At 45.8% G+C, this 26,909-nt stretch carries 28 protein-coding genes; 11 read left to right on the plus strand and 17 right to left on the minus strand.

Going from position 1 to position 26,909, the window contains the following annotated elements; genetic code table 11:
- Positions 1–20 precede the first annotated feature (20 nt).
- The 4 genes from QUA62_RS24440 to QUA62_RS24455 form a co-directional block, all read right to left on the minus strand.
- Positions 21–266, minus strand: a complete 246-nt coding sequence (locus QUA62_RS24440) for a DUF433 domain-containing protein (protein WP_445301714.1) — start codon at positions 264–266, stop codon at positions 21–23.
- 6 nt (positions 267–272) lie between these two features.
- On the minus strand, positions 273–614 hold the full coding sequence (locus tag QUA62_RS24445; RefSeq protein WP_333407334.1) for a DUF5615 family PIN-like protein: 342 nt from the start codon (positions 612–614) through the stop codon (positions 273–275).
- A gap of 3 nt (positions 615–617) precedes the next feature.
- On the minus strand, positions 618–944 hold the full coding sequence (locus QUA62_RS24450; RefSeq protein ID WP_333407366.1) for a DUF433 domain-containing protein: 327 nt from the start codon (positions 942–944) through the stop codon (positions 618–620).
- Between the two features lie 76 nt (positions 945–1,020).
- Complete coding sequence (locus tag QUA62_RS24455; RefSeq protein WP_333407335.1) at positions 1,021–1,914, minus strand: ion channel; 894 nt, start codon at positions 1,912–1,914, stop codon at positions 1,021–1,023.
- A 112-nt stretch (positions 1,915–2,026) separates the two neighbouring features.
- On the opposite strand from QUA62_RS24455, the gene QUA62_RS24460 reads away from it, so the two are divergent.
- On the plus strand, positions 2,027–2,347 hold the full coding sequence (locus QUA62_RS24460) for a hypothetical protein (protein ID WP_006634523.1): 321 nt from the start codon (positions 2,027–2,029) through the stop codon (positions 2,345–2,347).
- A 304-nt stretch (positions 2,348–2,651) separates the two neighbouring features.
- Here the strand turns inward: QUA62_RS24460 and QUA62_RS24465 are convergent, their stop codons facing one another.
- The 4 genes from QUA62_RS24465 to QUA62_RS24480 all read right to left on the minus strand — a co-directional run bounded on the left by QUA62_RS24465 (position 2,652) and on the right by QUA62_RS24480 (position 7,188).
- Complete coding sequence (locus QUA62_RS24465) at positions 2,652–3,977, minus strand: hypothetical protein (protein WP_445301715.1); 1,326 nt, start codon at positions 3,975–3,977, stop codon at positions 2,652–2,654.
- 558 nt (positions 3,978–4,535) lie between these two features.
- Entirely contained in the window at positions 4,536–5,057 is a 522-nt protein-coding gene (locus tag QUA62_RS24470; protein WP_333407337.1) for a hypothetical protein, read from the minus strand.
- A gap of 289 nt (positions 5,058–5,346) precedes the next feature.
- Positions 5,347–5,700, minus strand: coding sequence for a hypothetical protein (locus QUA62_RS24475; protein ID WP_333407338.1), 354 nt, complete (start codon positions 5,698–5,700; stop codon positions 5,347–5,349).
- A 387-nt stretch (positions 5,701–6,087) separates the two neighbouring features.
- Positions 6,088–7,188 (minus strand): saccharopine dehydrogenase NADP-binding domain-containing protein, encoded by a 1,101-nt coding sequence (locus tag QUA62_RS24480; protein WP_333407339.1) that lies wholly within the window; start codon positions 7,186–7,188, stop codon positions 6,088–6,090.
- A 290-nt stretch (positions 7,189–7,478) separates the two neighbouring features.
- Here QUA62_RS24480 and QUA62_RS24485 point away from each other — a divergent pair, with 290 nt between their 5' ends.
- On the plus strand, positions 7,479–7,619 hold the full coding sequence (locus tag QUA62_RS24485; protein WP_333407340.1) for a hypothetical protein: 141 nt from the start codon (positions 7,479–7,481) through the stop codon (positions 7,617–7,619).
- 61 nt (positions 7,620–7,680) lie between these two features.
- On the opposite strand, the gene crtO is transcribed toward QUA62_RS24485, so the two are convergent.
- Both crtO and QUA62_RS24495 read right to left on the minus strand, forming a co-directional pair.
- A complete protein-coding gene (gene crtO, locus QUA62_RS24490) occupies positions 7,681–9,378 on the minus strand; it encodes a beta-carotene ketolase CrtO (RefSeq protein ID WP_333283112.1) in 1,698 nt (565 codons plus the stop codon).
- A 432-nt stretch (positions 9,379–9,810) separates the two neighbouring features.
- The gene (locus QUA62_RS24495; RefSeq protein ID WP_333407341.1) at positions 9,811–10,911 is read right to left on the minus strand and encodes a tetratricopeptide repeat protein; all 1,101 of its coding nucleotides are present in this window, start codon (positions 10,909–10,911) and stop codon (positions 9,811–9,813) included.
- 150 nt (positions 10,912–11,061) lie between these two features.
- Between QUA62_RS24495 and QUA62_RS24500 the strand changes: the two genes are divergently transcribed.
- From QUA62_RS24500 to pstB, 7 genes are all read left to right on the plus strand, one after another.
- Entirely contained in the window at positions 11,062–11,388 is a 327-nt protein-coding gene (locus tag QUA62_RS24500) for a YbjQ family protein (protein ID WP_190656844.1), read from the plus strand.
- A 269-nt stretch (positions 11,389–11,657) separates the two neighbouring features.
- Positions 11,658–12,281, plus strand: a complete 624-nt coding sequence (locus tag QUA62_RS24505) for a hypothetical protein (RefSeq protein WP_333283122.1) — start codon at positions 11,658–11,660, stop codon at positions 12,279–12,281.
- A 324-nt stretch (positions 12,282–12,605) separates the two neighbouring features.
- Positions 12,606–13,757, plus strand: coding sequence for a sulfate ABC transporter substrate-binding protein (locus tag QUA62_RS24510; protein WP_333407342.1), 1,152 nt, complete (start codon positions 12,606–12,608; stop codon positions 13,755–13,757).
- A 50-nt stretch (positions 13,758–13,807) separates the two neighbouring features.
- Positions 13,808–14,797, plus strand: coding sequence for a PstS family phosphate ABC transporter substrate-binding protein (locus tag QUA62_RS24515; protein WP_333407344.1), 990 nt, complete (start codon positions 13,808–13,810; stop codon positions 14,795–14,797).
- 18 nt (positions 14,798–14,815) lie between these two features.
- Positions 14,816–15,760, plus strand: coding sequence for a phosphate ABC transporter permease subunit PstC (gene pstC / locus QUA62_RS24520; RefSeq protein ID WP_333407346.1), 945 nt, complete (start codon positions 14,816–14,818; stop codon positions 15,758–15,760).
- Positions 15,761–15,765: 5 nt separating this feature from the next.
- Complete coding sequence (gene pstA, locus QUA62_RS24525; RefSeq protein ID WP_333407347.1) at positions 15,766–16,662, plus strand: phosphate ABC transporter permease PstA; 897 nt, start codon at positions 15,766–15,768, stop codon at positions 16,660–16,662.
- A gap of 37 nt (positions 16,663–16,699) precedes the next feature.
- Positions 16,700–17,506, plus strand: coding sequence for a phosphate ABC transporter ATP-binding protein PstB (gene pstB, locus QUA62_RS24530; protein ID WP_333407349.1), 807 nt, complete (start codon positions 16,700–16,702; stop codon positions 17,504–17,506).
- Positions 17,507–17,704: 198 nt separating this feature from the next.
- Here pstB and metH read toward each other — a convergent pair whose 3' ends face one another.
- Positions 17,705–21,256, minus strand: coding sequence for a methionine synthase (gene metH, locus QUA62_RS24535; protein ID WP_333407351.1), 3,552 nt, complete (start codon positions 21,254–21,256; stop codon positions 17,705–17,707).
- A gap of 92 nt (positions 21,257–21,348) precedes the next feature.
- Between metH and QUA62_RS24540 the strand changes: the two genes are divergently transcribed.
- Entirely contained in the window at positions 21,349–21,474 is a 126-nt protein-coding gene (locus tag QUA62_RS24540) for a hypothetical protein (RefSeq protein WP_333407353.1), read from the plus strand.
- A gap of 181 nt (positions 21,475–21,655) precedes the next feature.
- On the opposite strand, the gene QUA62_RS24545 is transcribed toward QUA62_RS24540, so the two are convergent.
- The 6 genes from QUA62_RS24545 to ispE form a co-directional block, all read right to left on the minus strand.
- Positions 21,656–22,414 (minus strand): hypothetical protein, encoded by a 759-nt coding sequence (locus QUA62_RS24545; RefSeq protein WP_333407355.1) that lies wholly within the window; start codon positions 22,412–22,414, stop codon positions 21,656–21,658.
- Positions 22,415–22,519: 105 nt separating this feature from the next.
- Positions 22,520–23,200 (minus strand): dual OB domain-containing protein, encoded by a 681-nt coding sequence (locus QUA62_RS24550; RefSeq protein WP_333283150.1) that lies wholly within the window; start codon positions 23,198–23,200, stop codon positions 22,520–22,522.
- A gap of 58 nt (positions 23,201–23,258) precedes the next feature.
- Positions 23,259–23,711: a DUF488 domain-containing protein gene (locus tag QUA62_RS24555; protein WP_333407357.1), complete on the minus strand. Its 453-nt coding sequence runs from the start codon at positions 23,709–23,711 to the stop codon at positions 23,259–23,261.
- Positions 23,689–24,315 carry a DUF488 domain-containing protein gene (locus tag QUA62_RS24560; protein WP_333407359.1) on the minus strand — a complete coding sequence of 209 codons (627 nt, stop codon included), beginning with the start codon at positions 24,313–24,315 and terminating at the stop codon, positions 23,689–23,691. Before QUA62_RS24560 ends, QUA62_RS24555 begins: the two co-directional genes overlap by 23 nt.
- Before the next feature lie 75 nt (positions 24,316–24,390).
- Positions 24,391–24,744, minus strand: a complete 354-nt coding sequence (locus tag QUA62_RS24565) for a DUF3082 domain-containing protein (RefSeq protein WP_333188503.1) — start codon at positions 24,742–24,744, stop codon at positions 24,391–24,393.
- Between the two features lie 183 nt (positions 24,745–24,927).
- Complete coding sequence (gene ispE, locus QUA62_RS24570) at positions 24,928–25,905, minus strand: 4-(cytidine 5'-diphospho)-2-C-methyl-D-erythritol kinase (RefSeq protein WP_333407360.1); 978 nt, start codon at positions 25,903–25,905, stop codon at positions 24,928–24,930.
- Positions 25,906–25,995: 90 nt separating this feature from the next.
- Here ispE and QUA62_RS24575 point away from each other — a divergent pair, with 90 nt between their 5' ends.
- Positions 25,996–26,865, plus strand: coding sequence for a hypothetical protein (locus tag QUA62_RS24575; protein ID WP_333407362.1), 870 nt, complete (start codon positions 25,996–25,998; stop codon positions 26,863–26,865).
- The last annotated feature ends 44 nt before the right edge of the window (positions 26,866–26,909 follow it).

Consider the following 26,909-nt stretch of genomic DNA (forward strand, 5'->3'; position numbering starts at 1 on the left):
TAATAGAAACCTGTAACTTTTCAATCTTGCTCATTTTCTTGAATTGCTGTTTCAATCTCATCAGGATATGCCTCAGCATAACTAAAAGCATTCACCAAATCTCCTGCACAGAGATCGGGATGACCTTCTAAAATATGAGCATCGGTGGCATCTTGACGGCGATAACTTATTAACAGCCAAACAGGAATCCGCGTTTTTCGGACACAGGCTTCACCGCCCATGACACCGGGAGTCTTTTGAATTCCATACCAGAGGTATTTTATCACTTCTACTCACTCCAAAGGACGGTTAACTCGAATCAGTAAACTTCTCACTGTTTCTCGATTAGCAATAGCTTCATTAATGCGTAAAGCCAGCCTCTCCCTCTTTGAATCATCTTTACAAACAATGATACCAGCATGGTCTGGTTGTAATGTATGCAGCCTGATAAAATGACGGCGATTGAGCGTTAAAATAGCGCGGTCAATACTCACTGCAAAAGCTAACACTTCTTCATCAGGAATTTTTTGATTAGCATTTCCTGCTTCCTGTACGGTAAGGACATCGTGACCTAAAGTCCTCAGCAATTCCACAACCCGCCTCGGAAATTGTTCATCTGCATAGAAACGCGCCACTTTTCAATCTTCCTCATTTTCTTGAATTGCTGTTTCAATCTCATCAGGATATGCCTCAGCATAAGCCCAAGCATTCGCCAAATCAGCGGCACGCAGAGTCGGATAGTCTTCTAGGAGTTCAGCTTCAGAAATACCTAAACGGCGAGCATTCACCAGCACCCAAACAGGAATTCGCGTTTCTCTGATGCAAGCATCGCCGCCGCACACGCCGGGAGTCTTTTGAATTCCCGACCAAAATTTTCTTAAACTTTGGGCTAGTAATTCTATAGCTTGAGCCTTCTCTTCGGGAGTTAAAGCCAAGAGCTGCGGTTGCAATTCTTTCAGTGTCATGTTCGCAGTTATTGAGTTCATAAATATTAACTTGTTTTGCCATACAGGTATTCTAGCACTGGCTCAATTAAAACATTCATTCCACAGGTTTCACATCGTGAAACCGAGTATAATCAACCACCCGCCCTCCCGTCGCCGATTTCAAAAGAATATCTACAAATCGCATATTCCACATAATTTCAGCCGCCACAAAAGAATGTCGCGCGTGAATAGTTTGCGAAACAGTTTCGTCAATTCCTGTTAACGTAATTACAATTTCCGCTTGCTGTTCCATCAAGTCTTGGGCAGTAAGTTGGTACAAAGGACTGCTCTCCTCAATTGCGTGCATAACCGTCCAAGTTAAGGCAAAAATCGGAGAGTGACTCCGCACTAATTGCAAATCGTAAAAACGCCGCATAAATTCTCCTTCCGCTGTTACCTCGTTGCGGATCAAAGTAGCTCGCTGCTGCGCTTCTAAAATTTGGTTGAAACGCTGATTTGCCGTGCGGTACATCAGAGTCGGAACACCGTTGAAAGGAGCGATCACAGCTACGCGGCTGAAGATAACTCTAGCTGTTGGTCGGGAAAATCTAGCAAAAGCTAGTCCCGTAATCATCGCCACTCCCCACAAACCAAAAAGTGCTTGAATCGCGACTATAGTATTAGCGTAATCCGTGCGCGGATACATAGAGCCGTAGCCGATCGTCGCCATTGTTTGCACGCTGAAATAAAAGGCATCTGGGAAAGAACCCGGCCGCGCGTTAGCAATGCAATCTCCTCCCGCCAAGTAAGCTAAGGCAAATAAAGAATTCGTGACTGTATAGGAGAGACAAATGAGTATGAAAAATCGCGGCCAAGAAAGAGTTAGCAGCCTGTGGTAGAGGTCGGCAAAATGCAGGCGCGGTACTCCCAACTTGACAATATTTAAGGGGAATTGTCCTTGGCGACTGACTAAACGAGCCTGTTGCTGGCGGTTGCGGGGAATTTTCATTGCGATTTGTAACTCCGGCTGTTTCAATTTGTAACTATTGCTTGGAGCGGGAAAACTTATCCTTTAGACTGATGTCTGATTCCAAAAATTCGGATACAAGCGGAGTTTAGAAATGGTTGAGCTTAACTGGCATGACTATCTCGTTATGGTTTCTTTTGTGGCATCTATTGCGGGTCTAGTCCTGCTGGGTGATAATCGCAACTCACCGCCAACGGACGATCGCACTTTGAGCGAAGAAATCCTAATCAAGATGAGCTTTACTTACTGGATAGTGTACTGCATCTCTTTTTTCGGGCTGAAACTTCACCTACCAGAAGATAGCTGGTTATTGCTCAGTTTGAAGCTGACTACTGTTCTTTCTTACTTGTTGACTGCTTCTAGCATACTCAGCCTGCCGCTGCAACGCATGGCTGTCCGACGAGTTGAAGATTAACAAAAGGTGTTTGTAGTGAGGACTTCAGTTCTTTTAATCGCGGTGAAGAAAAACTAAAGTCCTGACTGCAAAGCTATTTGAGTTATATTACCAGGCAATAAGCTCACAGCTAGCTGTGAGCTTGTTTAATGGTTTATTATCTGAGGGATGCAGACTAACGCGCCCAAAATGGCTAGGGTCGATCGCACTCATACTTGAAATTGCCACTCTGTTTCTGCTGTCCCTGGGCTGCGGCCATCTCATCGAGTATCCGTTGGCGAAGCCGGCGCATTAGGGCATAGCAGTATGCCACGAACTTAGCTAGTTAGGATTTAAAGCCTTTAGAGCTTTTCTTTTTCTCCTGCGGTTTGGACTTTGACTTATTAACTTCGCCTAAAGCTTCCTGAAATAAGTTGTGCAGGTGCACGGGAACGCTGGCAATTTCCGGGAGTTCGGGTTCTAAGGGTTTTTTAAACTCTTGCAGCAGGGCATCTAAATCGCGATCGAGCTGAAAATTAGTCCGCTGCAATACAGTTTGCAAAATTTGTTCTAATTTCGCTGGATTAACTTTAGCTAACCGCTGCCAAATCCAGACATTAATTGCAGGATCTTCTAGATAGTTACGCACCAGCTTTTCGTAACCGGGAACGGTTGAAAAGTCTTCGGCTGCTAGCAGTGCAGTAAATTGAGCGTAGGTAGACAAAAAAGTTTGTCCCCAGCGAGGATGAGAAAGTGCTGTCACCTGTTCGGCTTTCTTGAAGCGATCGGGCAATTCGACTTTCGGCATTACCATTTTTGAGTGAGGATTGCTATCGATCGCTACCTCAACTGAAGAAGGATCTGCACCGGCTGCTGCTATAGCTGCTGCTTTAATTTCTTCTGCATCGACTCCAGCATCTTCAACGATATCCGCCAGAGATTTACTTTCATCAATGCCGATATCAGCTAGGCGTTTTTTAGTGATGAATTCCTGAAATTCAGTCAACTGTTTATTCAGGTGATATCCCGAGAGCGTCAATTCATCACTGCCAAAAAATTCGGTAAAATCTTCATGGTACTTTTCTACTGACTGCCAAGCTTGCTCTAACAATTCCGGCGCATCGCTGTACAGGTTCTTTTTGTTATTTTGCTTGAAATTGCCGATCGCCACCGCCAACTTCGGCTTACCCAATTTCCCCCTCAGAATGGGAGAGCTCGAAAGTATCCACCAGTCATCAGTGAGGGGAGCGATGCGAGCCAGCAAGATTTCTCCTAACTTAAAGCGAGACATTTCTGCAAGAAAAGTAGGACTGTTGGGCTTGACAACGTAGTGCTTAGCCGTCAGCCAGTTCATCAGTTCAAACTTGTCGGGGGAAAGTTGAGTGATTTCAAATAAGCCCGTGAAGCTTCTGTGCCGCCAACTTTCTAGCAAACTGCGATCGCTCTCGGTTAAATCCGGCTGACTTTCGACAAATAGGTCGATCGGCGTTTTGTCTCCGACTTTACCTTCGACTGTAAAACTGTCAATCACTTGATTTTGCTGAGCAATGTCGTAGCGCTCGCCGGTCGATCGAGCAGCAGCATAAGCTTCCAAAGCTACCGCCAACTCTCCCTCAGCATCCAGCACAAAGTCAATTAAATTTTGCTTGAGTGTCCAAGCTCTTTCCAACATTTCATCCACAATTTATACCGATTTTGAATGAGAGGATTTAGATTAACAATTATCGGACTTGAAGCCACCGACGCTTTACGATCCGGCTGCGATTGCAGACAGCGCATCGCGAACAATGACAAAAATATGCGATCGATGCCTCAGTCCTGAATAAGTTTAATTTTAAGGCTAATAGTCAAAAAAAAATGCCCATTTCCAACCGAAGCATCCCGATTTGGTAACAAAGCGTTTATTAGGAGTGCGATCGTCCCGCACAGCAAAGCCTATACGTCTCTAGCGAGTTCTCACAGCGAACAGTCCTGTGAAATAAAAATCGTGCTGAAAAAGGCGATTTCAAGGGAGCATAAAAATACCCTCTCCGATGTAGAGAGGGGCTAAAAATCCCCAAAAACTTTGCTAAACTCGCTTTAAAAACTGTGCCACCTATCAACAACAGTCCAAGACGCAGCAGCCGGGTTTTTTTTATCAAACACTTCCCTCCATTCCGGTACCCGGCTAAAAATAACCGGAAGGCTTGAGTTTGTGTGCGTCCAAGACAGAGAAATACTTGCTATCGCCTTAGCGGCCGTCTTTGTCAATGTCGCCAGGAACAGCGCGTTCCACCCGATCCCAAGCGTCGCGCGTGGCGTGCTTCGCTTTGTCCCAAGTCACATTAGACTTACCGCGATTTGTTTCGTAGTCGCGCTGCAAATCCGGTTCGATCTCGTGGAATTGCTTACCAGTAGCGCCATAGCGGCTGTATCCCTCATAACCGGTGCGGTATGCAGGCTGATAGTCTTCGTAAGTCGCGCTAGTGTCCACGTAAGGACGGGAACTGTAGTTGCTTTGCCAGTAAGCATCTTCTACCGTGGGGTCGATCGCCTCGGCCACACCTTTGCCCACCAAACCGCCACTAAACGAACCCACAACAGCGCCTACAACTGCTCCTACAGGCCCGCCGATGGCACCGCCGATCGCAGCACCCGCAGCACCCGCACTCGCCGCACCTATACCAGTTCCCACTGGATGAGCCCCTGTTTCCCCGGAAAGCGGGTCGAGGTTAGCATCAGGTTCATGTACCGTTTTTTTGTCATCGCTCATGATATTTTTTTCCTTTTATCTGACTGTAACTATTATTTAATTTACTTTTTTAATTCCTCTCTCTTCATCTTCCCTAAGGATGAATCTGCTAGCTTAAATAAAAGGGGAAGGAGAAAATCGCTCTGGATGCAACAAGTGGTTTAACCCCCTACTCTAAAGCGATAAGGTGCGCTGTCCGGCGCACCCTATAGAATTATTTTCAAGTGAGTCCTGATAGCGACTCAATTGTCTACTCACCGAAGCTCTGTATTTACCAGCAACTTGAGTTAGATAGAAATCTGTTGATTTATTAGTTGCCCGTGACCTTTTCGATCAACTCTTCAGCTTTTTGAACTATGCCTTCTTGCGGGTGTTCTCCCTTGTACTCTTTTAAGCTTTCGTCGTAAATTTTCTCGACGTTTGCAGGATTTTGAGCAGTTTTGACTATTTCATCGTAAGAGCCTGCTTGGGGATTGAGATCCTCGAAACTTGTTGCGGGTTCAGTAATTGTAGCTTCTTGCGGCGCGTGAGTCTTGTCTTGACCTGCGTAAGCACCGTGAGTGGGTACTACCGCTAGACCTACCAGACTAATCAAAGCCAGCGTACAGACTAGCAAAATGCTTTGAATCAATGTTTGTCCGAGAGCTTTTAAAACCCGCTTCATATCAACTTCTCCTCGTATTTTTCCGCAAAAATTATGGTGTTTGTCGCCCCTTCACTGCGATCGCACCTTGACAACCTTGGTTCAAGCGCAATCTTTGTCGCAGCTACCGCATCTAGAGCGAGCTAAAAGGGATGTTTCCCATGATGTCCAATATCTTAAGCGCCTGCTTGTTACAATTCCTTCTACCAAAAGATAGATTAGTTAGACAAGCGGAACTCATCTCCTATGAGGGGCGATCGCCATTCCTGCGAGGAACCCTATCTAGGGGTTTTCCCATCAATTACGAAGCCCCTGAGTCTTTTCTTTCGGCGCGTCTTTCGCGTCTTCGCAGTTCGGGAAAAAATCCCATTTACCAACATTTTAAATTGCTATAAATAAGCTAAGGAACTACAAAATAACCTGCTCTATGTCGAGGTTTCTGTTCTGCATAGCTCCTTCAAATAGCTCAGTAGAAAGAGCTTGTTCTACCGACCAAACTCCAGGTTTTTCCAGTTTACCTTCTAACATTAATTGAGCGATGCTGCCAGTACCAATGCCAGTAGCGACGGCAGCATTGGGGTGTACCGCTGTCGAGCAAACTTTAGCCGGTTGACCGTTTTTGAGACCGGTTACTTGCGATCGCACTGCCACACCAAGCCCACTAAAACTATTAGTAACACTTGTCATCCCATAACTGACGTAGGAGAGAAATTCAATCACGGAGTTATTTTTGAGCCAGCTAGCAGGCCAATACTTGGCTACAAACCAGGTAAGGTGATTGTAAAGGTCGGGAGACGTACCGAATTTAGTCACAACTGATTTGACGGCGAATGTTTCGGGCAAAGTGATTGCTTCCGGCATATCAAACCAGTAAACCCCTGTTTTGCCGTAGGGCGCGGGAAATTCAATTGTTTCGCGATTGCTGTAGGGTTTTACTTGGTGCCACTTGCGATCTTCCCAAACCTCAAAAGGAGTTTGCAAACCTAAAAAAGTGGTTCTCATGACGGTAACGCCAGCGCCGCCAGAACCTCCGACTACATAACTCAAATGGATGTGTTCTGCTTCATCTAATTGTTCCACATCTCGGCGCACCATGCTATTAGACACACCGGGGAAAATGCCCGTATTAATAATAGCAGTAATCCCAGCATTTTTAGCGGTTTCGCGCAATTCTAAAGCCTTGCGAGTAAAACTGCGGCTGTCACTGACATCAGTATAATTAACACCTGCTTCGATGCAAGTTTTCAGCACGCCGGCGTCTCGGTAGTGAAAAGGCCCCGCACAGTGAACGACAAGATTAGACTCTGAAACTGCTTTTTGCAGGGCTGCACTGTCCGCTAAATCAAAAGTTTGGTACTGCACCCTATCGGCCGGCAATCCCGGCCCAATAGAGGCTTCAGAGTTGCGTCCGGTAACAGTAATTTCCGCGTCGGTGTAGGTAACAAGGTCTTGGGCAACGCTGCTGCCAATTCGTCCCCGCCCGCCGACAATCAAAACTCGATTTGCCATCGCTAAAAAAAGGGTAACGCCATTTCTCAGTTTCTCAACTTGGGGGCGGCGTTTTCATCCGCATAAAGTATGAATTGAGGAGAATGCGAAATCCTGGGGAATCGGCGGCGATCGCCCTGATACGGAGATGGGGAGGGACTTCTACCAGCGACTTGCCTGTTCTGCTTTCATTAGAGGTTTGGCGGCGACACTAAGTTCAAAAATGCCTTCAGCGTTAACTTGTTCTTCTAATATTGAGAATTTTATAGATCGAATATACTCTGCGATCCAAAAATATTTAAACAGATTTGATGAAACGCAAAGCGTCGCCACCGATCGCGAAAGATGCACAAGATTTAGAAAAGGTATTGAGGGCGATCGCCAATCGTTTTCCCCTCACAGGAAATCTAACCAGAAAAAGTTCTCGCACTCGCACGCTGATAAATCAATAGAAACAAACGCAGATGTGATTCATCTGCGTTTATCTGCGTTCATCTGCGGTTGCTAAAAATCTTACTTTTCATTACTCCGAAAGACAGACTTACCCTTCGCTTTCAGAGTATTAGCCGCATCTGCCAAAGTCTGCGCGAAAGGCTGCTGCGAGTGTAGGAAAACGCGAGCCGTATTGCGTCCCGGCATCCCCGAAATCGAGCCGCCCGGATGCGTTCCCGCCCCCGTGAGGAACAAACCGTCGATCGGCGTTTTGTAATTCGCCAACTCCGGTAAAGGACGGAAAAATATCATCTGATCTAGCGTCATATCAACGTGATAATAATTTCCCTTCAAAGCCCCCAAACGCTCTCCCAATTCCGCCGGACTTTCCACGTGGCGGCCGATAATTGCATTTTTGATATTGGGTGCATATTCTGCTAATTTATCAATGCAGCGATCGGCAACTTTGTTTTTCAGCTCATCCGTCCAACCCGTACCGTGCTGGCCGGTTCCTTCAGCATTTTCGATCATGTAAGGAGCAAAAAATTCAATCCAAGCCGTATGATGTCCGGGGGGAGCCATTGAGGGGTCTAGTACCGTCGGAAACACCACATACATCGATGGGTCAGAGTCGGGGATTCTGCCGATGGAAGGGTCGCTGTGAGAAAGTTCAACGTGTCTCACCGAGTCTGCAATTAAAACCGACCCGATTAAATATTCGTCCCGATGATTCCAGCGCTCGAATCTAGGCGCTTCATTGAGAGCTAAGTCTATTTTGAGAATAGTCTCGTTGTTGTTAACAATTTTGCGCTCCAATCTTTCCCGCAAATCCGGGTCGGCACTGTCAACATCGCCCGAGTCCATTAAGTGCAGAAACAAGCGCTTAGCATCAATATTAGAAATGACACCTTTTGTAGCGCGGTATTCTGTGCCGCCGGCAACTCGAACTCCCACAGCGCGACCATCATCAACTAATATTTTCTCTACGTGCTGGTCGGTAAGTACGACACCCGAGTATTTTTTCACTACATTAAGCAGCGCTTGCACTAATGCACCTGTCCCTCCGCGCGGTCTTGCCATGCCGGGATTGTGCCTCATTGCCAGCATAATTGCGCCTACAGCCAGGGTTTTTTGCGAAGGAGGGGCGCCGAGTTCTGAGGCGAATCTTGCGAGGGGTGCTTTGATAAATTCCTCGTCAAACCACTCGTTTACAATGTCTTCAGCGCTGGTCAGCATTGTGCGAATAAAGTCCAGCGTTTTGTTGGGGGAACCGATGACTGACAATAAATCTTGGATCTTTGAAATATCGTAGTTGCCCAGAATATCTATGATGGATTTTGGTGGCGCATTAAACATCGGAACCATTGCACCTAAAGCCCGCTGCCAAAAGTCTGTATATTCGGCATACTTTTTAGCATCGCGCTCGTTGTAGCGGGCAATTTCAGCACAAGTTTTTTCTACAGATTTGTGCGCTAAGAAATATTTGCCGTCGGGATGCGGACAAAAGGCAACTGGATCGCAGAAAAGATATTCTAAACCATGTTTTTCCAGTTCTAATTCTTCTACAACTGGCCCTAAATGGATAAATTCGTGGTCGATCGCGCACATATTGAATTTAAAATCCGGCAATTCGGGAATCGCAGCTTCGGTAGTTGCCGCGCCGCCGGGAACCGAACGTTTTTCTAACAACAGGACGGTATATCCCGCTTTGAGGAGATAAGAGGCACAGACCAGTCCGTTGTGACCTGCTCCGATGATAATCACATCATACGTTTGCATAGATAAAGCTCTGGGGATGGGAGATTTTGCTTATTTTACAAATGTTAACAAGTTTGCTGTCTCTACCAATAGAAATAGATTCATTTTCAGGAACCCGTTTTAACATCTTACAAAAGATGGAGTTTTTACCAAATGCTACTGTGCGATCGGCCTTATTTATTCTTAAACTTACAGAGTGACCGCCCTTCTCAAATCGCGCCAATATTCTACACTATTTAGCCACATTTATCTGCATTCAATTAAAAACTTAAGCAAACGAAGGAAGAAGGAAGAAGGAAGAGGAAAGGGGGAATAGGGAATAGGGAATAGAAACAGTTTTGAGATGGCTTTTTTCCTCGCGACGCGGCGAGTGGAAGGAGTTAAGCCCTAGGAAAATTACTTGCTCCACACTCAAAACTGCTAGCCCATTACCAATTAGTCCATTGAGAAATATTACTTTAGTTGCTGGAGCGCCGCCTCAGCTTTTTGTACACCATCATTGTTGCCTTGCTGGCGGTAAGTGTCGAGGGCTTGTTGAAAAGCTTCAATTGCTTCGGATTTGCGATCGCGCGCTTTGAGTGCCGTACCCATATTGTAATAAGCTTCGGCTCTGTTTGGATCGAGCTTAATCACTCGCCCAAAAGTGGCAATCGCTGCTAAAAAATCTTGTTTTTCCAGTTGAATTTTCCCGATTCCTGCGTGTGCTTCCACTAAATTCGGTCGCACCTCAATAGCCCGCTGATAAGCTACCAGCGCTCCGTCGAAGTCGTTTTGAGCCTGGAGAATTTCGCCAATTTCTAGCTGCACTTCTGGATTGCGGGGCTCCAATTTGGCAGCTTCTTCAAAAGCTGCTAGCCCTTCGGAAGTATAGCCGGCACGCAGCAAAGCAGTGCCTAATTTTAACTGGACACCTGCTTGTTTGGGAGCGAGTTCGGCTGCTTGTTGGAGCACGGTAACAGCACTGGCAAAATTTCCCTGCTGGATCAATACTAAACCCATTGAAGAATAAGCTTGCCAATTTTTCGGATCGAGGGCGATCGCCTCTTGGTATGCTTTAAAAGAACCGCTGTAATCTTTTTGCTGAAAGAGTACCACTCCGAGACCGATCCGGGCATTGACATTTTTGCGATCGAGCGCAGCGGCGCGGCGGTAAGCTGTGGCTGCTGCGGGATAGTTTTGCAAATTCGCCATAGCATATCCTAAGGCGTATTGGAAGTCAGCATTGTTCGGTTCCAGACCGATCGCTTGTTGGTAAAATTCCACTGAGGCTTGATAGTTGCCTTGACGCGCTTCTAAATAGCCAATACCAGAAAAAATGCGGGGGTTTTCCGTATCTAAACGTGCCGCTTCCTGATAAATGGCGATCGCCTTACTGTAGTCTCCTAAATCTACCAACTCGCGCCCTTGTCGCAGCAGAGCATCTAAATTTGAATTATTTTCAGGGTTGACTTCAACTGACGTTTCTGCTGAGAGCGCTATCTGCGGCGCAGCGACAGCGAATCCTGCTACTAACAGCGTACTGAATATCAAGAGACTTTGTTTGTGCACGGCCATTTGTTTCAAAGAGTGTGTGGAATGAAAGAGCGAGTTGCTGTCAGCTTAGCAAGCTGACAACTTATGGTTTACCAGGAATGTTTGAGCGGCGAGATGTAGTAAATCTACAGAACAAGACCAACTCAAAATTTTCGCGACTGAGGCCAACTGATGATTGTAACAACAACTGATATCATCCAAGGAGCAGAAATTCAATCTTACCTGGGAATTGTAACTGCTGAGGTGGTTTACGGCACCAACGCCCTGCGAGATTTCTTCGCGGGCATTCGCGACATCATCGGCGGGCGCACCGGCAGTTACGAGGAAGTTTTTCTCAAAGGACAGCGAGATGCCCTCGCGGAACTGGAAAAACGGGCCCAGCGCCTGGGCGCCAATGCCGTAATCGGGGTGGAAGTGGACACAGGCACGATTAATGTAGACTCGAACGGGGCTTTGCTGCTGATTACTGCCGTTGGAACGGCTGTAAAATTGCGTTAAGCTGTCTTTCCTGTATACGTCCGCATTTCCTGTATACGTCCGGAAACTTTTCTAACGGGATAAAATATTCATCACTTATCAGTCATAAATCATCAAGGATTCGCTAATAGCGGCGGGCTGGTGGGTGATGACTTTTTCGTTTATTTCTTCAGACATAGAGACTGGTTCTTTCCCCAGGCAGATATACTTTCTATCAATCTCAGCCATAATTCATGCTTAGTTGAAAGATGGTTAAAAATTAAAGCAACTCTCAGAGGAAAGAAAAACCTATGTCATACGTAAATAGACCTGTAGATAACGTTGGTACCGAACCCGTAGTTGTGAATTCAATGATGGAATACCACGATCGAGTACGTTGGGGCCCGATTTTTTCTGGTTTGGTAATTGCGATCGGCACACAACTGGTGTTAAGTGCATTGGGCGCTGCGATCGGGTTGAGCAACATTGCTAGTTCAGGAGCTCCGCGCAGTATTTCAGGCGACGTGGGTACCGGCGTCGGAATTTGGTCAATTATCAGTTTGTTAATTAGCTTGGCGGTTGGCGGTTGGGTAACTGCTCGCGCTTGCGGCCCGATGAACCGCAACACAGCACTTTTAAACGGAGCAATTTTGTGGGCAACTACCTTAACAATTGGCTCTTGGCTGTTAGCAAATGGCGTGGCCGGTACTTTTGGCGTAATAGCTGCGAATGCGGGAGAAGCAATTAATCAAGCGCAGCAGGGCGGGGTCGATTTGCCGAACCGAGCACCTAACGTATCTGCTCAGGATGCTCGCAATCTTGCTGGTAATGCTGCAAAAGCTGGTTGGTCGTTCTTGTTCGGCTCGCTATTGGGTTTAGTTGCTTCGATGGTAGGAGCATCTGCCGGTGCGCGCACTCCTCGGAATTACTCGTAAAAGTTTCGTCAGACACGGAAAGTTCTATATTCATGAAAGCACTTTTTTTAAGGTGCTTTTTTGTTGGTTTCTCGTTCCCCAGTTCTACCGGGGAACCCCTTTCTTGAGGCTCTGCCTCCAAGTTTTTAAAGTTAGTCTGTTCTAACTGTTTAGCGATCACGGCGGGCGGGTGTGAGTTTGGACTCTTTGTCATGGTAGCGCTAGGTTAAAACGATTTATTAAAAAAATATTAAGAAAACTGAAAACTCTAATTTGATGACTTTATACTCCTAAGAGTAACTACGCAAACTTGATAGAAATACCGTAGTTGCAGAAAAAGTATCGGTGAATCAACAACAAGTTTGGCAAAATTCAGTGACTTCGATCGTTCAGTCTCTAAAATTTGCGATCGCAGCCAGTTCCCAATTGGTGCGATTCTCAGGGCAATTTCTCAAAAAAGCCCAGCATCTAGGACGCTCAGTCCAAGCGTACATCGTCTTGTTTTTACTAGGTGTAATTCTAACTGCGTCAATTGCTGCTTGCTCTGCAGCGAGTGGGGCCAATCAAAGCGAGGTCAAGCTCAACCTAGTTTCCTTCTCAGTGACGAAAGCGGCCCATGACCAAATCGTCCCTAAATTTATTGAAAAGTGGAAGAAAGAGCACAACCAAAACGTCATTTTTGAACGCAGTTATGGCGGGTCTTTAGCGCAAACCGACGAGATCATTGCCGGCAAACAAGAAGCCGATGTGGTGCATCTTGCCCTCCCATTGGATGTGATTCGCATCGAAGAAGCTGGTTTGATTAATTTTGGCTGGGAGGACAGAGTTCCTAGACGGGCAGTAGTTAGTCATTCTGTGGCGGCAATTGTCACCCGAGAAGGCAACCCCAAAAATATTCAAACTTGGGCAGATTTAGCCAACGAAGATGTAAACGTGATTGCAGCAAATCCTCAAACATCGGGTATTGGCGTTTGGGAATTTTTAGGTCTGTGGGGGTCAGTAACCCAAGAAGGAGGCGAACCTGAACAAGCCCTTGATTTTGTGGGCAAAGTCTATAAAAAGATTCCCACCCTAACCAAAGATGCCCGCGAAGCCAGCGACCTATTCTTCCAACAAGGTCAGGGAGATGCCTTAATCACCTATGAAAATGAAGTGATTTTAGCTGGAACGAACGGACCAAAAACCAGTTACTTTGTTCCTCCCCTCAATATCTCTATCGATAATCCCGTGGCAATAGTTGATAAAAACGTTGATAAGCATGGAACGAGAGAAGTGGCAGCAGCCTTTGTCGATTTTCTCTATTCAGACGAAGCTCAGCAAGAATTCGCCAAATTAGGCTACCGTTCGGTCAATCCCTTTATCGCTCAAGGCGGACAGGTGCAATTTCCCCCAATTAAAACTTTGTTCAATGCTCAAGATTTAGGAGGGTGGCCTTCGATAAAAGAGAAGTTTTTTGCAAACGGTGCCATCTTTGACCAAATTAAGGGAAAGTTCTGAACCTAAACGCCTAATTCACTTTCATTTTTCCAAACTTACACTCAAATTCTATGAAATTTTCTCGTTGGTTTTACCTAATCCCTCTCATCGTCATCGGCAACCTGATGACGAGTTGTGGCAATTCAGGAGATAAGGAACAGCAAATCAGTATTGATGGTGGTGCTGTGGGCTTTAGCGTTTCCCTCGCCGTCGCCGAAGAATACCAAAAACTTTATCCCAATGCCCAAGTCAGCGTCGCGGCCAGTGGCACAGGGGGAGGGTTTAGCAAGTTTTGTGCTGGAAACCTTGAGATTGCGGGGGCTTCTCGCACCATCAGAGAGGAAGAAATCAAAAAATGTGCCGACAAAGGAATCGAATTTATTGAACTGCCGATGGCTCTTGATGGTCTTGCGGTAGTGGTTAATAAGGAAAATAACTTTGCCAAATGTCTAACGATTAAAGAATTAGACATAATGTGGAATGCCAAATCCGAAGGCAAGATTACCAGTTGGAAGCAAATCAATCCCGACTTTCCCGACGAAAAACTGTTGCTGTTTGCCCCTCCTTCCGATACAGGAACCTTTGATTATTTCACCCAAGCCGTAACGGGTAAAAGGAAAAATAGCCGTACCGACTTTACCCCCAGTCGCAACCAAAATACCCTCGTTCAAGGGGTGATTGGCAATAAATCGGGAGTGGCCTATCTGGGAATTGCCTTCTTGCTCCAAAACCAAGACAAATTGAACGGGGTGGCGATTGAAAATGCGGATGGAAAATGTGTTAAACCAGTTCCCCTTGATAACGTTCTGAGAAATATCTATAGCCCCCTCTCTCGCCCCCTCTTTATCTACGTCAATAAAAAAGCCCTTGACACCAATCCTTCCCTTGAAAGATTCGTGAAATTCTATTTAGAAAATTCTTGGAAATGGGTAGATGGTGTGGGCTATGTGGCGTTACCCGATGAAGCTTATGTGAAAACTAAGCAAAAATTTGAGCGGCGTGAAACCGGAACGAAATTCAAAAAAGCCAAACCCGGTGAACCCATTACTAACTTTATTTAAGGAGGAAATCTCAAGCCCATGACCCTAACTCCTAGTTCCTTTGATCACTCCCTTTTCGCTGCGGATGACTCCTTGCTTAAGAAGTCTTCGGAAGATGTCCCAGAAAAGATTATTAGTGCGGTTTTATTTGCCTGTGCCTTCGTGTCCGTTGCCACAACCTTTGGTATTGTCTGGATCATTTTCCAAGAGACTTTGGGTTTTTTCCAAGAAGTTTCTTTAGCCCAGTTTTTTCTGGATACCCGATGGACTCCGCTGTTTGCCGATGCCCATTTTGGCATCTGGCCGCTGCTGAACGGAACGTTTTTAACCTCTGCGATCGCTATGGCTGTGGCGGTTCCTTTGGGTTTGTCTTCAGCCATTTACCTGAGTGAATATGCCCAACCGAAAGTGGCAGCCGTGTTGCGCCCTGCTGTGGAGTTATTGGGGGGAATTCCCACAGTAGTTTATGGTTACTTTGCTTTGCTCTTTGTCACTCCGGTTCTGCGGCATCTTTTCCCCTTAGAGATTTTTAATGCCCTCAGCGCTGGGTTAATGATGGGCATTATGATCACCCCCACCGTCGGTTCCATCAGCTTAGATGCTATTCAATCGGTTCCCCGTTCTCTGCGGGAAGGTTCCTCTGCCTTGGGCATTACCAAACTAGAAACCATTTTTAATGTGGTTCTTCCGGCAGCCTTGTCTGGGATTATGGCTTCGATTATTTTAGGCGTTTCCCGCGCAGTGGGAGAAACCATGACCGTTCTGATTGCGGCTGGATCGCAGCCTCGCCTCACTTTCAATTTCATGGAATCCGTCGCCACCCTGACCGCTTTTATGGCGGAGATTTCGGGGGGAGATAGTCCCAGGGGTAGCCTCAGTTTTAAGACTTTGTATGCGGTGGGAGCAGTTCTGTTCCTGATTACATTGTCTCTCAATATGGCCAGCTTCTGGATTTCTAGTCGCTTTAAGGAAAAATACGACTGATTGCTATGGTTAAATCAACTTCAACAAACAATTCCGTCAACACTGCCGAATTTACCGATAACCTAGAACGCCGAGAAGCGATCGGTAAAGTCTTTGAGTATCTATTCTTAATTGGGCTACTCATCGGTTTATTTGTCCTCGCCTTACTGGTTCTTAATATCCTTCATGATGGACTTGGCAGATTGCTAACACCGGGGTTTCTCACGGAAACGCCTTCCCGTTTTGCCGAACGCGGAGGTATCCGTCCAGCCATTATTGGGAGTTTCTTTCTGGGACTAATCGTCCTTCTGGTTGCGGTTCCCATTGGGGTAGGGGCTGCTTTGTACCTAGAGGAATATGCCCCTAAAAAGTGGTGGACTGCCGTGATTGAGATAAATATCGGGAATTTAGCGGGGATTCCTTCTATTGTCTATGGCTTACTGGGTTTAGGGGTCTTTAACTATTTACTAGGGTTTGGACCTACCTTGATTTCGGGGGCATTAACCCTTGCCCTATTGTCTTTACCTGTCATTATCGTCACGGCGAGGGAGGCCATCCGCGCCGTTCCCGATTCCCTGAGAAATGCTTCCTATGGACTGGGAACTACCAAATGGCAAACCATTCAACACCATGTCTTACCCTATGCCATTCCGGGAATTCTTACGGGGGTGATTATTTCTGTCTCCCGCGCCATGGGGGATGCTGCTTCTTTGGTGGTCGTGGGTGCTGTCAGTTTCCTCACGTTTAATCCGGGTTTATTCCAACGATTTATGGCGTTACCCATTCAAATTTTCAGCTATATCACTCGTCCTGAACCGGGGTTTGCCAGTGCAGCCGCAGCGACGATTATTGTGCTGATTATCTTGATTTTGGGGCTTAATGGCGTCGCTATCTATCTGCGCCAACGCTATTCCAGCCATTAATTAACTTGAGTTGTCAAGATTAAGGAGACTATTTCAGATGACTGACAGTAATACCAAACTCAAAACGGACGATAGCGTGTTTAATGCAGAAGGCGTAAAGGTTTATTACAATGGCTTTTTAGCCCTGGTCGATGTCTATATCAAAATTCCCCGTCAAAAAATTGTGGCTTTTATCGGCCCTTCAGGCTGTGGCAAAAGTACCTTATTGCGTTGCTTCAATCGCATGAATGATTTAATCCCCGGTGCCAAGGTGGAAGGGAAACTCATTTACCGCAACCGCGATATTTACGATCCGCAAGTGAATTCTGTTAAATTGCGGCGACAGGTGGGAATGGTGTTTCAAAGACCGAATCCTTTTCCCAAGAGCATTTATGAAAATATTGCCTATGCCCCCAGAACCAACGGTTATCAAGGAAATCTGGATGAATTAGTAGAATCTTCCCTCAGACAAGCAGCTATCTGGAATGAGGTCAAGGATAAGCTGAAAGATAAAGGAACAGCATTATCCGGGGGACAACAACAACGGCTTTGTATTGCCCGCGCGATCGCTATGAAGCCCGATGTTTTATTGATGGATGAACCTTGCTCTGCTCTCGACCCCATTTCTACGCGACAGGTCGAAGAACTGTGCTTAGAACTGAAGGAACGATACACAATTATTACAGTGACTCACAATATGCAACAAGCGTCAAGAATCGCGGATGCGACGGCATTTTTCAATACAGAAACGGACGATCAAGGCAAACGACGCGGCAAATTGGTGGAGTTTGGTCCCACTGAACAAATTTTCGGTTCTCCCCAAACCAAAGAAGCCGAAGAGTACATTAGTGGACGCTTTGGTTAAACGCAAGTGTCAGATTTAGGCGTTACGCATTGTCAGCAATGACATTACCTTCTGGGCCAATACTCCGGACAGTTTTGGGAACGATACTACAAGCTTTACTGCTGTAAGTGGAGCCAAGCCTCCGGAGCTGCGTTACCAGGAAGAGCCTGGTAACGAGTATAATTCACCGAGGAATGTGCGCGCGGCGCACCCTAGAAATTAAGCGGTAAAGTATTTGGCTGCTGGGTGATAGGTGATAATTGCGGTTGTTGATTGTTCGGGATAAAGTTGTTCGCTTTCATCCATGTAGAGGTTGATGCGATCGCACTTTAACAATTCCAGTTGCTTGTACTGATCCGCCATGTTCGGACAAGCAGGATAGCCGAAACTGTACCGCGAACCGCGATATCTTTGTGCTAGCATATCGCGAATGTTGTCCGGTTCCTCGCTAGCAAAGCCCAATTCCCGGCGAATTCGCGCGTGAGTCCATTCTGCTATTGCTTCCGCTGTCTGCACCGCTAATCCGTGAAAGTAGAGATAGTCGGTATATTGATGGTTAGCAAATAGCTTTTGCGCGTACTCTGTAGCAATTTCTCCCACTGTCGCTACTTGCATCGGAAATACATCGATTTTACCGGATTCTTTGGGCGCGAAAAAGTCGGCAATGCACAGCCGGCGCGCCGATTTTTGCCGGGGAAATGTGAATGTTGCAGCGGGTGTCGATAAATCTTGCCCGCCAGCCATGATTTCTGGATCGTACAAATGCAAAGAATTGCCTTCAGCTTGACAGGGAAAATACCCGTAAATTGCTTGCGGCTGCAGTAAATTTTCGGTGATAATTTTGTGTTTCCATTCCTCCAATTTCGGATAAACTGTCTCAGCTAAGAAAGCGTCGTATTCTTCCCGCGATTGGTCTTTTGGCTTGCGGAACTGCCACTGACCGGCAACTAAGGCTTGCAAATCTAAGTGCCAGAAAATCTCCTCAAAGGGGATGTCTTCTCCCTGCAACAGTTTCGTTCCCCAGAAAGGAGGAGTCGGGCGATCGATATCTGCTGCAACTGCTTCGGATCGCCTGGTATCTATCACCACAGGAGTGTCTGCTTTCTTGGCATCTTCTACAGAAGTTTCTGGCGCCGCTTTAGCTTCTTTAACCGCGCCATTATCATCCTCTATTTCATCTAAAAATCCTTGCAAATCTTCCCATTTACCAGCAGATTTTGCTGGCATGAGTTTGTCCATAAAGTGCAAATCAGAAAACGCATCTTTGCCGTAAACTACTTTACCTTTGTAGGTATTTTGGCAGTCTTCATGCACAAATTTGGGAGTCAAAGCCGCGCCACCCAAAATTACCGGAACGGTGATTCCTTTCTGGTTGAATACTTCCAGATTTTCTTTCATGAACGCGGTGGATTTTACCAGCAAGCCACTCATGGCAATACAGTCGGCTTTGTGCTTTTCGTAAGCTTCGATGATATTGTCAACCGACTGTTTAATCCCCAAGTTGATCACTCGGTAGCCGTTGTTTGATAGGATAATATCAACTAAGTTTTTGCCGATATCGTGAACGTCGCCTTTGACAGTAGCGATGATGAATGTGCCTTTGGCATTGTCCCCAGATTCGGACTTTTCCATGTGCGGTTCTAAATAGGCAACTGCCGCTTTCATGGTTTCTGCTGACTGCAATACAAATGGCAGTTGCATTTGTCCCGAACCGAACAATTCTCCGACTACTTTCATGCCGTCTAGCAAGAAGGTATTGATAATGTGGAGAGGCGGATAGGTTTCTAATGCTTTGGCGAGTTGGATATCTAGTCCAATGCGTTCGCCGTCGATGATGTGCTGCTTCAGGCGTTCTTCTACCGGACGGCTTGCGTCTTCTGTACGATCGCGCTTTGTGGTTTTGCCCGCAAACACCGTTGTCAGGTCGCCCAAGGGGTCATAAACGCAAATATCGCCGTCAAACTCCCGTTCGTCGTAAATCAGTTTACGGCAGATTTCTTGGTGTTTGGGGTCGATTTTGGCGAGGGGCAAAATCTTATTGGCGCTGACAATTGCCGAGTCCATCCCGGCTTGCATTGCTTCGTGCAAAAACATCGAATTCAAGACTTGCCGCGCCGCCGGATTCAAGCCGAAGGAAATGTTAGAAACTCCTAAGATTACGTGACAACCGGGCAATTCTTGGCGAATGCGGCGGATCGATTCGATGGTAGCTTTGCCATTTTTTCTGTCTTCTTCAATCCCGGTGGAAATGGGCAAAGCTAGGGTGTCAAAAAAGATTTCCTCGGCGGGAATTCCGTAGGCGACTGCGGCGTTATAGGCGCGCTGGGCGATCGCAAATTTTTGGTCAGCAGTTCTGGCCATTCCGTCTTCGTCAATTGTCCCGATAACTATGCCCGCGCCGTATTTTTTCGCCAACTCTAAAACTTGATAAAAACGCGGTTCTCCGTCTTCATAGTTAGTGGAATTCAGCAAGCATTTGCCGCCCGCAACTTTTAAGCCTGCTTCCATCTTTTCCCATTCGGTGGAATCCAGCATTAAAGGGAGAGTTGCATTAGTCACAACGCGGGAAACTAATTCTTTCATGTCTCGCACGCCGTCGCGGCCGACATAATCCACGTTGACATCGAGAATGTGCGCGCCTTCTCGCACTTGTTCCCTGGCCATTGCTACTAAACCGTCCCAGTCTTCGGCGTTTAGCAAATCGCGGCATTTTTTGGAACCGCTGGCGTTGAGTCTTTCGCCGACAATTAAGAAGGAATTCTCTTGTTCGTAGGGTTGGGCGCTATAAATTGAAGCGGCGGAAGGTTCCCAAGTAATTTCGCGGATTTTGGGTTTAAGAGTTTTGCCAATTTCTGCTAGTTCGCGGATGTGATCGTAGCGGGTTCCGCAGCAGCCGCCGATGACTTGCACGCCTAAGTCTTCGACAAAGCGCATCAAGGCCATTTTTAATTCTATTGGCGTGAGTTTGTAGTGCGCGTGGCCGCCGATGTTTTCGGGTAAACCGGCGTTGGGAACGCAGGAAACGACGAAGGGCGAATGTTCGGAAAGGTATTTGACGTGTTCGGCCATGCGATCGGGCCCGGTGGCGCAGTTGAGGCCTAAAATGTCGATCGGGTACGGCTGCAAAATGGCTAGGGCGGCGCTGATGTCGGAACCGACTAACATTGTGCCGGTGGCTTCCATTGTGACTGATACCATTAACGGAATTCGCGCGCCTTTTTTCTTAAATACTTCTTCAATGGCATTTAATGCTGATTTAATTTGCAGCACATCTTGACAAGTTTCGACAATAAATAAGTCAACGCCACCGTCATAAAGTCCTTCTGCTTGTTCGGCAAAAGCGGCGGTGAGAGTGTCAAAATCAATGTGTCCTAATGTTGGCAATTTGGTACCTGGCCCGATCGATCCTGCGACAAATCGAGGTTTTTCGGGTGTGGAAAATTCGGCGGCGATACCCTTGGCAAGTTCGGCCGCAGTTTTGTTGAGATAATATGCTTTGTCTGCCAAATCGTATTCGGCGAGTACGATGGAAGCGCCGCCAAAGGTGTCTGTTTCGATGACATCGGCCCCTGCTTCGAGGAATCCCCGGTGCACGTTGGCGACGGCTTCCGGTTTCGTGTGGACGAGATATTCGTTGCAACCTTCGTATTCTTTGCCGCCAAAGTCTTCTGCGGTGAGGTTTTGGACTTGCAGGTTGGTTCCCATTGCGCCGTCGAAGACGATGACGGGGCGCGAGGGGTGGTGGAGTCGATCGAGGAATCTGCTATTCATAAGCGATCAAAAAAAACGCAGGTGCTATATATTTACAATTTTATCTATTGTGCAATATTGTCAACAATTATGTGACTGTTGGCAAACGACTAATGACTGAAGGATTTAATGCTGCTGACAATAGTTCGATCGTACCTGTAATTTTACCGATCGCCCTGGATAATTGTCAAAATTCTGTTGTGGGTGAGGCTGCGGGGGGAAAAACGGGCGAGTTGTGAGGGATTTTTTCGCTTAAATGTTGAGGAATTTGGCGAAAATGCGATCGCCACAATTAAACGAGTCATATAGCAATCCTTGCAGGAGTCGTAAATTTTTACCCTACTCCAACCCTCCCCGCACCCGCTCGTTCGCCAGTAAGAAATTCACAAATGATGCGAGGATTGCTATATAACTCAAGCATTAAGATTTCTTTCTCATGCTTTTGTTGGAAGCTCTTTTAGGCAGCCGCTTAATTTCACTTCCGCCTCCTTGAACTTCTACTTTTTTAATATTTTCTTCTACTTGTTCTATAATTTCAAAATCAACAATTTCAACATCGCCACCGCTGATTTCTTCCTCTTCCTCAATCTCCTCCGAATTCTGTTGATTTGCGATTAACTGCCCCGCTAACCCAGAAGCTTGAACAGACAATTCTTCGATTTTTTCATTAATTTCAACTTCTCCACTCCGATGCTCAATTTCCGGGGTTACTATATATTTATCTTGAGAGTAAAAATAATCAAGTTCTTGACTAATTTCAGTTTCTCTGATTTCCTTGTCTACTAGCTGCATTGACAACTGCTGCTTTTCCCTTGACAATTCCTCAACCTTAGTCACAAGGATTCTAATCTGTTCGTTGAGAATGCGAATTTCTCGGTTTTGCTGCTGAATCATTTCTTCGGCATCAGCAATAGTTCGATTTCTCTCTAATATCACCTCATTTTTAGTTTCTAATTCCAAAGCGCTCATAGCCGCTTTAATTACATTATAAAAATGCGGCTTAGATACATCAACTTGTTTAGCATTATGGCGGCTTTTCCCCAAAAGTCCAATCTTTTCTCCCTGCTTAACAGCCAAAACAAAACCTTGATGATTTTTTATTTTTAATTCTTTGACAAAATCTACTTGAACTAAACTGCAAATATATTTGTGACAGTCAAAATAAAATTCTGCTTTCATCAAAAAGCACCCCTTTCTGCTACAGTCCCGCAGAATTATAGCATGAACAGAGTTTTTGCGGGAAATAAAAAGAAATAAATAATCGATAGCCCATTTTGGTCAAAACTAAATTTCATCATCAACAACATCTTCCGGCAACTCTACCACACCCGCAATCAACTTCCAACAAGGGTCATCTCCCTTCCAATCATCGGGCCGCCAAGGCATACTCAAACTCACTGTTACCAAACAAGCTTTTTGCGGTCGATACCCCAATTCTAACTTTAGAATAAACACCGGATCGGTAATTGTTGCAGTCAATCTTTGACCATGCTGCGTGACAATAGATCCTTTCCATTTATTACCACCTTGCTTTCTTTTAATTGGCTCGTTTACCGTAAATCTTACTGCTTTGACTAATTGCAAAGTTAGGCGCTCGCACATTGGCAAAGACTGCATATATTCCACCGTAACATATCGCAAATCGTTGTGCAAAATATATTCTTGACTATTGCAATATTTCAGCAAATATGCTGGCGCAACTTTCCCTACTTGCCGCCATTCTCCCGGTAAAACAGAAAGATTTTCACACGCAAAGCCAAAGTCCGGTCCCGTCTTGGCCAGAGGGATTTCTAGAACATCTAACAACGCGGGTCCAAGTCTATTTATCAGGCACATTGCTTTAGGAATTCGACCATCTGGTAAGTCGGAAACAGGACGCACCCACTTACCTTGAAGTTCATTAATTCCGGCGATGCACCTGTCGTGGTTTTTCCAGGAATTAGCGAGACAAATTATTTGAGCCATTCGATTTTAGATTTTAGATTTTAGATTCGTCCCACAATGATATAGTATTTTCAATAAATCAAAGATGATTAATTGTGACATTCTTCCACTTCTCGCTGAGATATTCAGCAACTAAGCGGCGGTGACAATTATGAGGTTTTGGTTCGCTACAAAGCAGACACCCCCAGTCTAAAATATCCGATGAAACCTGGTGTTCAATTTGTCGCTCGCCCATCAACTCCAAAAACTTCTGTTCATAAACATCCCAATCTCCCTTTTTCTTTTTATAATCATCCAAAATATCTGGAGTCGGCGCTAAATCCAGAATGTGAACGTACTCAATATTGCCAATTGTTCGCAAAAAATACTCTAAATCTTTCCGCTTAGCAAAACCCGCCAACTGCGACACATTATTCAGCCGCGTATCTATCACCCTGCGGACTCCCGCTTTCATCAAAGTATCAAAAAACTGCTCGGCGCTTTTTTGAGTAAAACCAATTGTAAATAAATTAATTGCTTTCTTTTGTGACATAAGCGATTTCCAATCCGTGACGATAATAAGCTGTTTCTAAATCAACTATTTCCTGTTTAAGTTGAGGCTCTACTTCAAACAAGCTTAGCTGAATTGGCTCATTATCTTTTTTGCCTTTGTTAAACTTGCTCAAAAGTCTTTCTTCTAAATGCGGGTGCGATTCTAAATTGCCATCTGACAGAATGTGATTAATTTGTAAATTAAATTTTTTAACTTTGTGGCAGACTAAAATAGTCCGATGACAAGTAATCGGGTCTTTTTCCGCACACATTAAACTGATTTTATAATTGGCTGCGTTTTTGAGCAAGCGCTGAATTCCTTGGGAAAATAGAGGAGTTGCTGCTATGCGATCGTATAACGCTTTACCGCTAGTATCGTAACAGCTTAAATCCTCCGGTCTGGCGCCCAACTCTTTGCCTAAAAAAACATATTGAATGCCGACACTTGACAGAGAAGCTTTAATTTCGGATTTATTAAAATGAGGTAAATAGCGGCTAAAAGGATGCGATCGCACGTCCGCCACCGCCGTAATTCCGTGTTGTTGCAGCAGCAAAACAAACGCTTCAATACTTAGATTGGAGTGTCCGATCGTAAATAATTCCATTGCTTCGATCTTACTATGCAGTCTTTGCCTTGCAGATGAAAGTTTGTGTCGCCTAGTTCTTGCAATTGGTAGACTTCAAGCTGTAGGTTTCTTTAGCAACTTTTGAATTAAAAGTTGCACAGCCAGCAGCATCAAACCCAAAGATGCAAAAGCAAAAACACCCGCACCCAAAGCCACAATCCCCATGACTAAAGTTCGCACAGCCGCGCCAATATTAATCGCAGTCACATTGTCAGAATGAATGGGCGAATTTGCAAAAGTTTGGACGATCGACAAAGTTAGCGCGTACAAAGCAGCCGCAAAGCCACCCGCGATCAGCGAACCCATCACGCACCGCAAAATCGTCGGCGGCGTGGAAGATGCAGAGGTTGCATCTCCAGCCGAACTCAGAGGTTTAGAAGTAGAATTTGGATTAGTTAAATCAGTCATGGCGATTTTAGATTTTAGATTTTAGATTTTAGATTTCTGGTTAATTCACCAAAACTAAAATCGGTCTTGCATGACATATTATCAGTTCTTCGATCTCAATAGACTCTGCGAAAAGTTAGATTCATCTTGACCCTCGCCTGTTAGACAGGTTTAACGGGCGATGGCGATCGCACCCTCTTCGAGTTACACCCTAGAAATCGGCGGTTTCGTCTCGTTTCCCTCCGAAAAAATCTGAATTCCAGTATTGCTAAACTGTGCTACCCAAAAATCCAAATCTGGAGAAGCGATCGCACTTTTAACCCGTTCCATAACTTGCTGAGCCTGCTCTGAAGACTCGGCCAGCGCAAACACCGTCGGCCCGGAACCCGACATCATCGTTCCCAAAGCGCCCGCCGACTCAAAAGCCTGCCGCAAGTGCAACACCTGCGGGTACACGGGCAAAGCAACTTTTTCTAAATCGTTGTGCAGCAATTGACCAATTTTCGATCGATCTTTTTGGGCGATCGCCCCCACCATCGGGCCCGAATGCAGCCGTTCCCGGCGGCACCCCAAATCTTCCGCTGCACAATAGGAACTACTGAACTGCTGGCGATAAGTTTGATACGCCCATGCCGTAGAAATACTTAGATTGCGGTACTTCGCCAAAACCACAGAAAAGCCTGCCAAATCAGGCAGAGGCGACAGTTTATCCCCGCGACCAGTTGCCAAAGCCGTACCTCCCGCAATGCAAAAAGGCACATCCGAACCCAAAGTTCCCCCCAACTCTTGCAACTCCGATTGAGTAAGTCCCAATTGCCACAGCAAATCCATCCCGACTAAAACCGCAGCCGCATTTGCCGAACCGCCGGCAAGCCCCGCCGCCACTGGAATCTGCTTGTGAATGGCAATCTCGACTCCGCCGTATTTCGCCAAAGCATCGGGGAATTGCTTCGCCAACAAATCTGCTGCCCGGTAGGCGAGGTTATTCTTATCAGGAGGGACTTGCGGGTGATCGCAGCGCACGCGAATCGTGTCCGTACCGATCGCGCGCAAGTCAATTCGATCGGCTAAATCTATGCTTTGAAGTACCATCGCCAGTTCGTGATATCCGTCGGGGCGATCGCCTATGATTTCCAAATACAGATTGATTTTGGCTGAAGCTAACAGAGAATATGAACGCATAGGTGATTAAGCCGCAGGTGAAAGAAACCCCTGGTTGAAATTAATTGACACCAGTCCCCGTCCATTTTCTCACAACTCAAAGGAAAAATTATGCAGGAAATGTGGAAAACTTTTTTTAGTTCCGGGTCATTTATTCCTCACGGTCACTGCTATCTCTGGCATACCCCGTTAGTCTGGCTTCACGTTGCCTCAGATTCTATAATTGCACTGGCGTATTTTTCCATCCCGATTACATTGGTTTATTTTATTTCCAAACGCGAAGATTTGCCCTTTAATTGGATCTTTGCCCTGTTTGGAGCCTTTATCGTCGCCTGTGGGATCACTCACATATTTGAACTCTGGACGCTTTGGCATCCTACCTATTGGCTTTCAGGAACAATGAAAGCAATTACTGCCCTTTTTTCATTTGCTACAGCCATACTTTTGCTAGACTTAATACCTCAAGCCCTAGCACTTCCCAGTCCCGCACAGTTAGAATCCGCCAACCAACTCCTAGAAGCTGAAGTTGTCGAGCGCCAATTAGCAGAAGCTGCACTACAAAAAGCTAAAGAAGAATTAGAAATTCGAGTTGAGGAACGCACCGCAGAGTTAAAGTCTCAAACTCAACATTTAGAATTTGCCAACAGACTGCTAGGATCTGAAATTGTCGAGCGCCAATTAGCAGAAGCTGCCCTAAAACAAGCTAAAGAAGAATTAGAAATTCGAGTTGAAGAACGCACCGCAGAGTTAAAGTCTCAAACTCAACAGCTCGAACAAGCCTTGTCTGACTTGAAGCAGGCTCAATCCCAGCTAATTCAGAGCGAAAAAATGTCGTCTTTGGGGCAACTGGTCGCTGGTGTTGCTCATGAAATCAACAATCCGATTAACTTTATTTACGGCAATGTTACTTACGTTCGCCAGTATACCGATAGTTTGCTAGAACTGGTCTACAGCACTTCCGGGTGTTATGAGGTACAATAAGAATAGATTAAAAAAATATACCAATGAAAGCATATTCAGTAGAT

The organism is Microcoleus sp. MON1_C1 (genome assembly GCF_036701945.1).
In the GTDB taxonomy this organism is placed as follows: Bacteria; Cyanobacteriota; Cyanobacteriia; order Cyanobacteriales; family Microcoleaceae; genus Microcoleus.